This window comes from Hyphomonas sp. (assembly GCF_046313975.1).
Classification (GTDB): domain Bacteria; phylum Pseudomonadota; class Alphaproteobacteria; order Caulobacterales; family Hyphomonadaceae; genus Hyphomonas.
Genome location: NZ_JBKBXB010000065.1, coordinates 1 through 11,054, shown reverse-complemented (window position 1 = coordinate 11,054; position 11,054 = coordinate 1). Strand labels below are relative to the sequence as shown.

The window sequence follows — 11,054 nt, the reverse complement described above, 5'->3', positions numbered from 1 at the left end:
CAGGTGCGGCGGACGAGTGGCGTCCACCCCGCAACCAAACTTTCCTTCCCGGACGCCCCGCGGCGTCCGCCGCACCCGGTCCCATCCTCGAGGGCCGCCACATGATCCGCACCCGGACGGCGAAAGCCGGGCCGGCACAAAGTGCTGCCCTCAATACCGGATACCCCCACGCGCAAAGCGAAGCGCGCAGGCGCCGCGGGCTTCAGCCCGCGAACAGCGCCGAGCCATCCTACAACGGCGCCTCGCCATTCTCGCCGAGGACGATGCCCGCGAGATAGAGCGAGCCGCAGATCAGGATCCGGTCTGCGCCCGTGCGGGCCGCGGCCTGCATGGCGGCGGCAAGACTGTCCGCAGGCGCCGCATTCAGCCCCGCCGTGTGCGCCGCCTCGGCCAGCTCGCGCGGATCGGCGCCGCGATGGCCCGGCGCATTCGGCATCGTGAAAACCGGCGGCTTCAGGAAACGGAACGGCATGAAGAAACCGACCGCATCCTTGCTGGCCAGCATAGCCGTCACCAGCGCCGTCTTCCCGCCGAGCGATTTGAGGTGGCGCGCAATTGCCCGCGCCGCATGCGGATTGTGCCCGCCATCGAGCCAGACCTCGCAGCCCTCCGCCATCGCGGTGACCGGCCCCGGCTTCAGCCGCTGCATCCGCGCCGGCCACTGCGCCCGGCGCGCACCTTCGAAAATCGCGTCCTGCGAAATCCGCGTCGAGTTGCCGAACAGCTGCATCGCCATCGCCGCCAGCGCCGCATTGCCGCGCTGATGCTCGCCGATCAGCGAGAGGTCATCCGGCATCACATCGATGAAGTGCGCCTTCAGCCGGTAGAGCGGCGCCTTCACCTCGGCGGCCTTGCGCGCGATCACCTCATCACAGACCTTGCGCTGGATCGCTGTCAGGACAGGCCGCCCCGGCTTGATGATGCCAGCCTTCTCGCCCGCAATCGAGCGCAGGTCGGAGCCAAGAAACGCCTTGTGGTCAAAGTCGACCGGCGTGATCACCGACAGCGCCGGCGCATCGACCACATTGGTCGCATCAAACCGCCCGCCGAGGCCAACCTCGAGGATCAACAGGTCCGCCCGCACTTCCGCGAAGGCGAGGAAAGCCGCAGCCGTCGTTGCCTCGAAATGCGTGATCTCGCCGCCGCCGATGGCGTCGAACGTCCGGTCCAGCCAGCCGATCAGGCGTGCATCATCGACGAGGTCGCCCGCCAGCCTTATGCGCTCGTTGAAGCGGACGAGGTGCGGCGAGGTAAAAACGTGTACGGACAATCCCGCCGCTTCCGCCATCGCGCGCATGAAGGCGCAGGTCGAGCCTTTGCCATTCGTGCCCGCGACATGGATGACCGGTGGCAGCCGGTCCTGCGGACGGCCGAGATTGTCAAGCGCGCGCAGGATGCGCCCGAGCGACAGCTCGATGGTTTCGGGATAGAGACCCTCGAAGCGCTTCAGCGAAGCTTCGAGGGCCGGGCTGTTTCCGATCAATCCGCGGCGCCTTTCGGCTGGGCCGGCTTCTCGGCATGCGTCTTCGGCGGGGTCAGGGTCACGGAGGAGCGATCCTCACGCCGGCGCGCCAGCGGCAGGAGGTGGCCCAGGACACGCGCCAGCGTCTCCTTCAGCTTCCTCCGGTCACAGACGATATCCACCTGGCCCTTCTCGCGCAGGAATTCCGACCGCTGGAAACCCTTCGGCAGGCTCTCGCGGATCGTCTGCTCGATCACGCGAGGGCCGGAGAAGGCAATCATCGCGCCCGGCTCGGCAATATGAACATCGCCGAGCATCGCATAGGAGGCAGACACACCGCCCGACGTCGGGTCGGTCAGCACGACGATGTAGGGCAGTTTCGCCTCGGCAAGGTCATTGATGGCCAGCGTCGTGCGCGGCATCTGCATCAGGCTGAGTGTGCCCTCCTGCATCCGCGCGCCGCCCGAAGCGGTGCAGACGACAAAGGCCGACTTGCGTGCCAGTGCGAGCTGCGCCGCCGTGATGAAGGCTTCGCCCGCCGCCATGCCGAGCGAGCCGCCCATGAAATCGAAATCCTGAACCAGCACCACAGCCGGCACGCCGCCGATCTTGCCATAGGCCGCGACCATGCAGTCTTCCTGCAGCAGCGGCGCCCCGCCCTCTTCGGTCTCTTTCAGGTCGCGGTTGGCCACCTTCGCCTTCGCCGCCTTGAGGCGCGCCGGATAAGGCTTGTCGTCCTTGAACTTCAGCGGATCCAGCGGCACCTGCGGCAGCGACACAGGCTCCCAGCGCTCGTCATCGAACAGGAGGCGGAACCGCGTGCGCGGCGAGATGCGCAAGTGCGCACCGGCCGGCGTGACGTTCCAGGTCGCCTCGAGGTCGCTCTTGTAGATCAGCTCGCCGGAAGCCGGACATTTGACCCAGAGGTCGTCCGGCGTGTCCTTCTTCTGCATCATGGTCTTGAGGCCCGGAGGCGTGACCTTGTTGATCCAGTTCATACGTCAGGAACTCCCGAAATCGCGCCTGAAGGCGCGGCCCTATCAGGCCTTGCGGACGGTTTCGATGGCGGAGCGCAGTTCACGCGCGAGAGACCCCATCGCGGGGGCCGCAGCGCCATGATCGCCTGTCTCTTTCGCATCGCCTGCCTTTTCCACAAAAGCCGAACCAACGACCACCCCATCGGCGATTTTAGCCATTTCCGCAGCCTGCGCACCATTTTTTACGCCGAAACCGACACAAACCGGGAGTCCCGATATGTTCCGCACCATCTCCACATTCGCTGCAATGGCTGCAGGATCCGCGCTTCCGGCCCCGGTCACGCCGGTCACCGCGACGAAATATATGAAGCCAGAGGCGCCTTCGGCCACCTTGGCCGCCCGGGCCTGGCTGGTGGTCGGCGTGGCCAGCCGGATGACCGAAAGGCCGTGCCGGGCGTAGAGCTCGCGCAGCTCGCTGTCCTCTTCCGGGGGGAGGTCGACGAGAATGCTGCCATCGATTCCGGCAGCGGCAGCCGCATCAGCAAAGGCCGCGTAACCCATCGAATGGACCGGGTTGGCATAGCCCATCAGGATGAGCGGCGTCGTCTGGTCGTTCTTGCGGAAACGGGCCGCAAGCCCGATCACGTCTGTGAGCTTCGTGCCATTTGCGAGCGCGCGCAGGCCGGAGCGCTGGATCGCCGGACCATCCGCCATTGGATCGGTGAACGGCGCGCCGAGCTCGATGATGTCGGCGCCATTGTCGCGCAGCGCGCAGAGCGATGCATAGGACGCTTCAAGGTCCGGGTCGCCCGCCATGAGATAGGTGACGAGCGCCGCGCGCCCTTCCGCTTTCGCCTTGGCAAAGGCGGCTTCGATCCGTTCACGGCCCATCGGTCAGGCTTCCGTATTCTCGGTCGCCCAGGCCGCATAGGCCGGGCTGACATGCGTGAGCGGCAGGGCAACCACCGCTGGCACGTCATAAGGATGTATACGGACGATCGTCTGCTCGAGCTTCAGCCAGCTTGCTTCCGGCGCCTTGAGCCAGAGGATGAATTCGAAGGACTGCTCGATCACGCCCTTCCAGCGATAGGACGATGTCACCGGCCCCTCGATATTGGCGCAGGCGGCGAGGCGCGTCTCGAGCGCCGAGTCGGCAATCTCCTCCGCCACACGCATCGACGGACAGGTTACCCGGATGAGGAGGAGTTTCGCCACGCTCAGAAATCCTTGCCATTGATCGGGTGGATGGTGATCTGCGACCGGTCGAGCCCGTCAACGCAGCGCAGGTTGATCGCCGCCATTTCCTGACCGTCCGGGCCGATGCCGATGCCGAAGGCCTGTGTGCCGCAGGTCTTGCAGAAATTATGGTCGATGGTGCCGCGGTTGAAGTGATAGGTCGTGTAAGCGCCCTCCCCCTTCGTCAGTTTGAAGTCCGGCCGTGGCAGGAAAGCCAGGACGAACCCCTTCATGTCGCAATGCGAGCAATTGCATTCCATGCCGGCAGAGAAATCGCCTTCCGCCTCGAACCGGATGGCGCCGCAATGACAGCCGCCTTCGACCTTCGACATCTAGACCTCCACTCCCAGCGCCTTCGCGACCGAGAACACATCCTTGTCCCCGCGGCCGCACATGTTGAGGATGACGAGGCCGTCCTTGCCGATCTCCTGCGCGATCTCGCCGATACGGGCGAGCGCGTGCGAGGGTTCCAGAGCCGGGATGATACCTTCAAGGCGGGTGCACAGCTGGAACGCGGCCAACGCCTCGTCATCCGTACACGACAGGTATTCTGCCCGGCCTGCATCGCGCAGGAATGCATGTTCCGGCCCGATGCCCGGATAGTCGAGCCCGGCGGAGATGGAGTGGGCATCAATGATCTGGCCGTCATCAGTCTGCAGCAGGTACGTCCGGTTGCCGTGCAGGATGCCCGGCTTGCCGCCGTTCAGCGCCGCAGCATGCTGGCCGGTCTCGATGCCATGGCCCGCCGCCTCGACGCCGATCAGGCGCACGCTCTCATCCTCGATGAACGGATGGAACAGGCCGATCGCGTTCGAGCCGCCGCCAATGCACGCCACCACCGCATCCGGCAGGCGCCCTTCCCGATCGAGGATCTGTTCGCGCGCCTCGCGCCCGATCACCGACTGGAAATCGCGCACAATCTCCGGGTACGGATGAGGGCCCGCTGCCGTGCCGATACAGTAGAACGTGTCATCGACATTCGTCACCCAGTCACGCAGGGCCTCGTTCATCGCATCCTTCAGCGTGCCCGTGCCGGACGAGACCGGAATGATCTTTGCGCCGAGCAGGCGCATCCGGAACACGTTGGGCTTCTGGCGCTCGACATCCGTCTCGCCCATGAACACGACGCATTCGAGGCCGAACCGCGCGCAGACCGTCGCGGTCGCGACGCCATGCTGGCCGGCGCCCGTCTCGGCGATGATGCGCTTCTTGCCCATCCGCCGCGCCAGCAGCACCTGGCCGAGGCAATTGTTGATCTTGTGCGCGCCGGTGTGATTGAGCTCATCGCGCTTGAAGTAGATTTTTGCCCCGCCGAAATGCTCGGTCAGGCGCTCTGCAAAATACAGCGGCGACGGGCGGCCGACATAATGCGTCCACAGGTCGTCCATCTCGGCGGCAAAGGCCGGGTCCTGCTTCGCCTTGCGATACTCGGCCTCAAGCTCGAGGATCAACGGCATCAGCGTCTCGGCGACATAGCGTCCGCCGAACTCGCCGAACCGTCCGTTCGCATCCGGCCACTGATCCCAAGTATTGCGCAGGTCCATCGAAGCTACAGCCCTTTTGCCGCGCGCAGGAAGGCGCGGACGAGTTCCCTGTCCTTTACCCCCCGCTCCCGCTCGACGCCAGAGGACACATCCACCGCAGCCGCGCCGGTTGCGCGGATTGCCTCCGCGACGTTCGCCGGCGTCAGCCCGCCCGCCAGTAACCAGGGCTTCGGCGCGGTCCAGCCCTTGAGCAGCGCCCAGTCGAACACCGCGCCATGCCCGCCGCCCTGGCCCGAACCTTCCGGCGCCTTCGCGTCCAGCAGCAGCCGGTCAGCCGCCTCAAAGGCTGCCGCCCGCGCAAGGTCATCGGCATTGCGGATACCGGCAGCTTTCCAGATCTCCAGCCCTGTCATTGCCCGGATTTCCGCCACCCGCTCCGGTGTCTCGCTGCCATGCAGCTGCAGAACCGGAAAGCCGAGCGCTGCCGTGTCCATCACCTCCGCGACCGTGGGGTCCGCCAGCAAGGCAACGGCCCGCGCCGCGCCCATCGCCCGCAACAGCTCACCAGCCGCCTCGCGGCTTACAAATCGCGGGCTCGCGGGAATGAAGTTGAGGCCAATCCAGTCTGCCCCTTCCGCCGCAGCGAAGGAGACCATGTCCGGATCGGTAAGGCCGCAGATCTTGGCAAGGGTCATGTCCACAGCCGTTACGCGAGCCGCACGCGAAGGTCTACTGGCCGGGCCCGCCGGCTGCGGTATAGTCGCAGCGACCCACAAAGGACCCAAGCCCGATGTTCGCCCCTGCCCGCCCCCTTTTCCTCGCCGCCGCAGCCCTGCTGGCGGCCTGCTCGCCCGCGCCGGAAGTGCCCGCCGGAGAGATCGCCGCCTCGGCGCCGGTCATCCCCGACCCGGCGCTCGCCAATGGCGCCCGGGCCGGCACCTACATGCTCGACAAATACCATGCGAGCCTCGTCTTCGCCGCCGACCATCTCGGCTTCTCCAACTATGTCGGTCAGTTCACCCGCTTCGATGTCACGCTCCACCTTGATCCGGACGCCCCGCAGGATTCCCGCGTCACCGCCACCATCGATCCCACCTCGCTGATCATCCCCACGCCGCCCGAAGGCTTCCTCGAGGAACTGCTCGGGCCGCAATGGCTGAACACCGAAACCTTCCCGGAGATGCGCTACGAGTCGACCACCGTGACGCTGACCAGCCCGAAGACGGCAAAGGTCGACGGCACATTCACCTTCCTCGGTGCCTCGCACCCGGTCTCGCTCGATGTCACTTTCAACGGCGCCTATGAGGGCTTCCCGCCCTACGACCCCAACGCCCGCGCCGGCTTCCACGCCGAAGGCCGCCTCAGCCGCTCCGCCTTCGGCCTCACCTACGGCCTGCCGCCCGAAGGCTCGACGATGGGTGTCGGCGACGAGGTAAAATTCTGGATCGACGCGGAGTTCACCGGTCCGCCGGTGGAGGTAACCGAAACGGAGACTTCTGACAGCCCGGAGACTCCATGATCCTCCAGCTTCCGGATCAGCCTGCTGCAGCGCTCTCTAGGCGGCGGGAACAACTCTCCTGAAGCAAGCCGATGCGGCGCTTCAGGAAGGCGTCAATCGGGATCGCAAACTTTTCCTGCCCGGAGCCTGGGTTGGCTTCGCCCGGCCCTGGCGCGCGCGTCAGGATCGCCCCCAGCCGCCAGCCTGAACTTGTGCTGATCAGCAGCGGGCCGCCGGAATTTCCGCTCGTCGCTGCGCAGTCGGTCCCGAGGATACGGTTGGCCAATCTCTCGGTAACCCTGCAATCCGGATCGATCCAGATTGCAGGCGCTTCGGGATCATAAAGGTCCACGGGGAAACCGGCCAAGGCGATCCGGCTTTTCTTCGGGGAACAACAATTTCCGGCAAATGGCAGGAGCGGGGCCCGGTCAGTAACGGGCGCCTCAAGTTCCATGAATGCCCAGTCGTTCAATAGCTCACTGCGGCGCATGCCGCGGTCACTGCCGGAAACAACAAGGGTTGCCGTCTGATCCTCAGAAGCGGAGCGCATGGGCGCCCGTTCGTTTGGCCTGAAGACCGAAACTGTGAATGCCCGCGTTACCGGCGCCAGGGCAGATGATTCCTGGCCCAGCACATGCCGCGCGGTCATGACATGACAGGGCGTGACGAGAATGCCGCTGCCCGCATCGCTGACAATCCGGGCATCACCGTTCCGGCCGATCGCCACTTCGCTGCGCACAAGCATTACGGACGATGCCGCCCGCGCAAGCTCCTTGTCATCAAGGCTGGACAGAGTGACCCTGCGCTCTGTCCGGATCTCCGATCCGGCATTCAAGCCGAAGGCACATACTGCAAAGACCAGGAACAAGACACCGGAACCTGGCCGCCGCACGATCAATCCTCTACTCACGCGCCCGGCAAACCGCTCCTGCTGGCGGAGCCATCAGTCCGGAGCGCTGACCTGTACCATATCACCACGCGCCAGCGCGACCTTGAGGCGGGCATCCGCGGTCTGCATCGCGGCCTGTGCCTCGGCGCCGGCATTCCGCTGGGCCACCAGAGCCGCCTGATGCCCATTCGACAGCTCCACAGCGTCGGGGCGAACGACCTGCGCCTGCCAGGCAGGTGCTGAGCCATCCGTCGGATCCGGCGCGGCCAGCAGGGTCAGGTCCGGCTTCGGCGCCGGAGGCGGTGCGGCCGGGGCACCGAATGCAGACGTGGTCGCGCCAAATGCTGATGTTGAAGATCCGCCGGGCGCCGCAGAGGCGAGGATGGCAGGCGGAATAACTTCCACGGCATAGGCTTCGGCGCCGCCCCGCAGGGATGCCGCGCTGGTCCCCTCAACGCGCGCCTGCGCTTCGACCATCGCCATGATATCGGTATCGAAATACTTCAGGATGTCGCCGTAAAGATCCTTGTCATCCGCGAGTGCGGCTTTGATCATCGCCTCCTCGCGGTCCATCAGGTCGAGAAACTTGCCATCGGCTTTCGCCGCCTTCTTGTTGTCCTTCTCGATGGACTTGCGCGCCTTGTCATCCGCTGCTGAGGCGAGCAATGCAGCCCGGGCAGCTTCGCGGGTTGCAAACTCGGTCCGGGTGGCGATCAGCCTTTGCTCCCACGCCGCAATCTGCTCCTTGCGGCAGTCCCCAGTGTTTCGAATCGAGGACATCACACTGTCGACGCGATTGGCGTACCCTGCCGCATCGCTGTTGATCAGACGGACAAGCTCGGCATTGTCCTGCGTGATCTGGCGTTTGGCCGCGAGGTATTGATCAATACCGCCGGCAAATGCGCCGATTAGCGCGCCTGCCACCACGGCCGTCTTCTGCGTATTGTCGGACTGTCCTTGTGTCGCCAGGCCGCCAGCCAGGCCGCCGCCCAGCACGCCGACCAGTACGCCTTTGGTGACCTGCATCCGCATCTGGTCGCGGTTCTGCTTGCGGATATCTTCAAGCGGCGCGCGGTGCGCGGCGCAGACCGCGATCACATCGCTTTCCTTGCCCTGCGCCTGCGCGCTCCCGGCGAAAGCTAAAATTGCAATGGAAACAGCGATTGTTGCGTTACGCATGAGTCTTTGCCCCCAACTCATCTGTGTTGCCGAAACGGCCGGTCACGTTCCACCCAGGCACGTTAACCATAAGTCATAGGTGGGCGCAGAATGCCTGTCAAACCTCGATATTGTGACAGCCAGTGCCACCCGGTCTTCCGGGTCCGGACTTCCGCATACGGCCCATTTCCGGGCGCAATCATGGTTGACAGGTACCCTCATTTACAAACAATTCGCGGGATATGCGGGGACATTTCATGCGCGCCAGATCAGGTAAGTTTGGGCGGATTGCCGCCCTGTCTGCTGCAATTCTGGCGGGCATGCTCGGCCCTGCCACATCGCCCGCTAGTTCCGAAAACGGCCAGATGCGGCCCGGGTCGGTCCTGCGCGGGAACCTGACAGGCGGCATATGGATCGAACTCGCCCATGATGGCCAGAACTTCGCCGAACTTGCCGTGCTCGACGGGCTCCCCGGCGGGCCGCCGCAAACCCAGTTCTATCCCCTGTCGGCGAGTCGCACTGCTGCAGGCTGTTCCCTTGCCTCAGCCGACGGAACAGCGCGCATTTCCGCCTGCCCGTTCAATGGCGCCTTTTCCGCAAACGTCTCCATCGGCGCAATGTCGGGAACGGCCGTCCTTCAGGAGGTTGGCTGGGACGGCAGCTTCGCCTGGGGTAAGCCCAATACTCCGACTACGGACATCCGCGCCCGCTGCAGCCTTCCGGCGCTGAGCCGCGCGGGATATCTGGCGGGCACATCCCTGGCACCGGCAATCACCACCCTCGCGCAAGGCGCGCAGGCCCTGCCTTCGAAACAAGGCGATCCATCCGCAGACCTGGCACGCCTGCGCGCCGACAGGCTGAAAGCCTACAGCCTGATCATGCTGACCAGCGACGAAGCCATCCGCGCCAGACAGGTCGAAGATGCAGTCGCTGGCCGGCCTGTGCATGGAAAGGTCGTCTCCCTCGCGGACGCGACGCGGGAGAAAATCGCCTTTGACAAAGACGTGGTAAACCTTCCGGTCCGCGTTCAGGCGCGCGAGGATCTCGTTCAGATCGACCGCGCCCTGTCGGGCATCTACGATATCCAGTCCTCCGGACGAACCCTCTCTGCCCTCACGAAACTGAAGCAGACGGACTATCCGAATACCGTCCGCGCCCTGAAGGATATCCTCTCACTTCGCCAGCCCGGTGCAGTGTCCGAACTTATTGCGCTGGAAGCCGCCGCCGGAGAACTCGACGCCTGCGGAACGGCGCTCGGGTTACAACCGGCAAGCTCGGCCCGCGAATCTGTCCGCTCGGCGATGATCCAGCGCGCACCGGACATCGCCGCCGCCATCCGGATCGCCGTCAATGCGAGCGCGGGCTCAGCCGCCGCGCGCAGCACGCTTCAAACTTACGAGAACAATGCCGCCGTGCGCCATGCACTTGAAGCGGCCGGTCAAACCGCGGTGCTGGAGGATGCCCGCGGCAAGATCCTGCAACTCGCCGCTGCCGAGGAAAAAGCCCGGATCGACGCAGCAAAGCAAGCGGCACTTGAAGCCGAGCGCGACAAGATTCCGCCGACGACGAAGAAAGGTGGTTTTGAATTCTCACGCATCTCGAGCGCAAATGTCTTCATCTTGAATACAGACGAAAATGGCCGAGGGTCAGGCTTCATCATCGCTCCGGGCTATGTCGTGACCAATCAGCACGTTGTCGGCAAAGCGAAGACGGTCCTGATCGTACGCAATGGCGATCAGATTGCGGATGCACTGCTAGGAACGGTTCTGAAAACAGGTATCCGCCAAGACATGGCTCTGGTCAGCGTTTCCGGTTTGAAAGGCAAGACCGTTGCACTTTCCGGTGTTGATCCAACCGATTCGGACTCGGTATGGGCTGTGGGTTTCCCCGGAATGGCGGATCGGGCGAAGCTGGAATTGAGCTACGTTGCCAAGTCATTCACTACCAATGGCGTTGTGAACCGTATCATTGACCAGGACCTTGGCATTCGGTCACCAGTCGGAATTTCTCATATCATACAGCATTCGGCAGCAATTGCTGGCGGCAACTCGGGCGGCGCCCTGTATGATGATTGTCACCGCGTTGTGGGAGTTAATACCCAAGGCTGGGGCGACCCATCTGGCCGCTCGAAGAATGAGATAAGTATCGCCGTTTCAAGTTTGGAGCTGATCGAATTCCTGAAGGGGACCGGCGTAAGCCCGAGCATCTCAAATCACGAATGCCGATAACCACGGAATCATGCGTCCAAAGATGGAAACTGGCGGAGAGACAGGGATTCGAACCCTGGAGACGGTCTCCCGTCTACACACTTTCCAGGCGTGCGCCTTCGACCACTCGGCCACCTCTCCGC

General features: G+C 64.3%; 11 protein-coding genes and 1 tRNA gene. 2 read left to right on the top strand and 10 right to left on the bottom strand.

All coding sequences use genetic code 11. The annotated features are described in order from the left end of the window. Window positions 1-229: 229 nt before the first annotated feature. The 7 genes from ACK4TE_RS15465 to ACK4TE_RS15435 are packed head-to-tail and all read right to left on the bottom strand — an operon-like array spanning window position 230 to window position 5,854. Window positions 230-1,483 carry a bifunctional folylpolyglutamate synthase/dihydrofolate synthase gene (locus ACK4TE_RS15465; protein WP_409912433.1) on the bottom strand — a complete coding sequence of 418 codons (1,254 nt, stop codon included), beginning with the start codon at window positions 1,481-1,483 and terminating at the stop codon, window positions 230-232. Further along, window positions 1,480-2,460: an acetyl-CoA carboxylase carboxyltransferase subunit beta gene (locus tag ACK4TE_RS15460; protein WP_409912432.1), complete on the bottom strand. Its 981-nt coding sequence runs from the start codon at window positions 2,458-2,460 to the stop codon at window positions 1,480-1,482. Before ACK4TE_RS15460 ends, ACK4TE_RS15465 begins: the two co-directional genes overlap by 4 nt. A gap of 42 nt (window positions 2,461-2,502) precedes the next feature. Further along, window positions 2,503-3,330: a tryptophan synthase subunit alpha gene (gene trpA, locus ACK4TE_RS15455; RefSeq protein ID WP_409912431.1), complete on the bottom strand. Its 828-nt coding sequence runs from the start codon at window positions 3,328-3,330 to the stop codon at window positions 2,503-2,505. A 3-nt stretch (window positions 3,331-3,333) separates the two neighbouring features. Continuing rightward, entirely contained in the window at window positions 3,334-3,654 is a 321-nt protein-coding gene (gene cutA / locus ACK4TE_RS15450) for a divalent-cation tolerance protein CutA (protein WP_409912430.1), read from the bottom strand. Window positions 3,655-3,656: 2 nt separating this feature from the next. After that, window positions 3,657-4,007 carry a GFA family protein gene (locus ACK4TE_RS15445; protein ID WP_409912429.1) on the bottom strand — a complete coding sequence of 117 codons (351 nt, stop codon included), beginning with the start codon at window positions 4,005-4,007 and terminating at the stop codon, window positions 3,657-3,659. After that, a complete protein-coding gene (gene trpB, locus ACK4TE_RS15440) occupies window positions 4,008-5,219 on the bottom strand; it encodes a tryptophan synthase subunit beta (protein ID WP_409912428.1) in 1,212 nt (403 codons plus the stop codon). A gap of 5 nt (window positions 5,220-5,224) precedes the next feature. Further along, a complete protein-coding gene (locus tag ACK4TE_RS15435) occupies window positions 5,225-5,854 on the bottom strand; it encodes a phosphoribosylanthranilate isomerase (RefSeq protein ID WP_409912427.1) in 630 nt (209 codons plus the stop codon). 95 nt (window positions 5,855-5,949) lie between these two features. Here ACK4TE_RS15435 and ACK4TE_RS15430 point away from each other — a divergent pair, with 95 nt between their 5' ends. Continuing rightward, entirely contained in the window at window positions 5,950-6,678 is a 729-nt protein-coding gene (locus tag ACK4TE_RS15430; protein ID WP_409912426.1) for a YceI family protein, read from the top strand. A 16-nt stretch (window positions 6,679-6,694) separates the two neighbouring features. Here ACK4TE_RS15430 and ACK4TE_RS15425 read toward each other — a convergent pair whose 3' ends face one another. Both ACK4TE_RS15425 and ACK4TE_RS15420 read right to left on the bottom strand, forming a co-directional pair. After that, window positions 6,695-7,525 (bottom strand): trypsin-like serine peptidase, encoded by an 831-nt coding sequence (locus ACK4TE_RS15425; RefSeq protein ID WP_409912425.1) that lies wholly within the window; start codon window positions 7,523-7,525, stop codon window positions 6,695-6,697. Window positions 7,526-7,600: 75 nt separating this feature from the next. Continuing rightward, a complete protein-coding gene (locus tag ACK4TE_RS15420; protein WP_409912424.1) occupies window positions 7,601-8,725 on the bottom strand; it encodes a hypothetical protein in 1,125 nt (374 codons plus the stop codon). Window positions 8,726-8,961: 236 nt separating this feature from the next. Here ACK4TE_RS15420 and ACK4TE_RS15415 point away from each other — a divergent pair, with 236 nt between their 5' ends. Continuing rightward, window positions 8,962-10,932 carry a trypsin-like peptidase domain-containing protein gene (locus ACK4TE_RS15415; RefSeq protein WP_409912423.1) on the top strand — a complete coding sequence of 657 codons (1,971 nt, stop codon included), beginning with the start codon at window positions 8,962-8,964 and terminating at the stop codon, window positions 10,930-10,932. Between the two features lie 30 nt (window positions 10,933-10,962). On the opposite strand, the gene ACK4TE_RS15410 is transcribed toward ACK4TE_RS15415, so the two are convergent. Then, window positions 10,963-11,052: transfer RNA gene (locus tag ACK4TE_RS15410), tRNA-Ser, on the bottom strand. Between the last annotated feature and the right edge of the window lie 2 nt (window positions 11,053-11,054).

Bases quoted from the DNA above. Each gene is read 5' to 3' on its own strand.
- ACK4TE_RS15460 (WP_409912432.1), bottom strand. From the start codon at position 2,460: ATGAACTGGATCAACAAGGTCACGCCTCCGGGCCTCAAGACCATGATG.
- trpA (WP_409912431.1), bottom strand. From the start codon at position 3,330: ATGGGCCGTGAACGGATCGAAGCCGCCTTTGCCAAGGCGAAAGCGGAA.
- ACK4TE_RS15445 (WP_409912429.1), bottom strand. From the start codon at position 4,007: ATGTCGAAGGTCGAAGGCGGCTGTCATTGCGGCGCCATCCGGTTCGAG.
- trpB (WP_409912428.1), bottom strand. From the start codon at position 5,219: ATGGACCTGCGCAATACTTGGGATCAGTGGCCGGATGCGAACGGACGG.
- ACK4TE_RS15435 (WP_409912427.1), bottom strand. From the start codon at position 5,854: ATGACCCTTGCCAAGATCTGCGGCCTTACCGATCCGGACATGGTCTCC.
- ACK4TE_RS15430 (WP_409912426.1), top strand. From the start codon at position 5,950: ATGTTCGCCCCTGCCCGCCCCCTTTTCCTCGCCGCCGCAGCCCTGCTG.
- ACK4TE_RS15420 (WP_409912424.1), bottom strand. From the start codon at position 8,725: ATGCGTAACGCAACAATCGCTGTTTCCATTGCAATTTTAGCTTTCGCC.
- ACK4TE_RS15415 (WP_409912423.1), top strand. From the start codon at position 8,962: ATGCGCGCCAGATCAGGTAAGTTTGGGCGGATTGCCGCCCTGTCTGCT.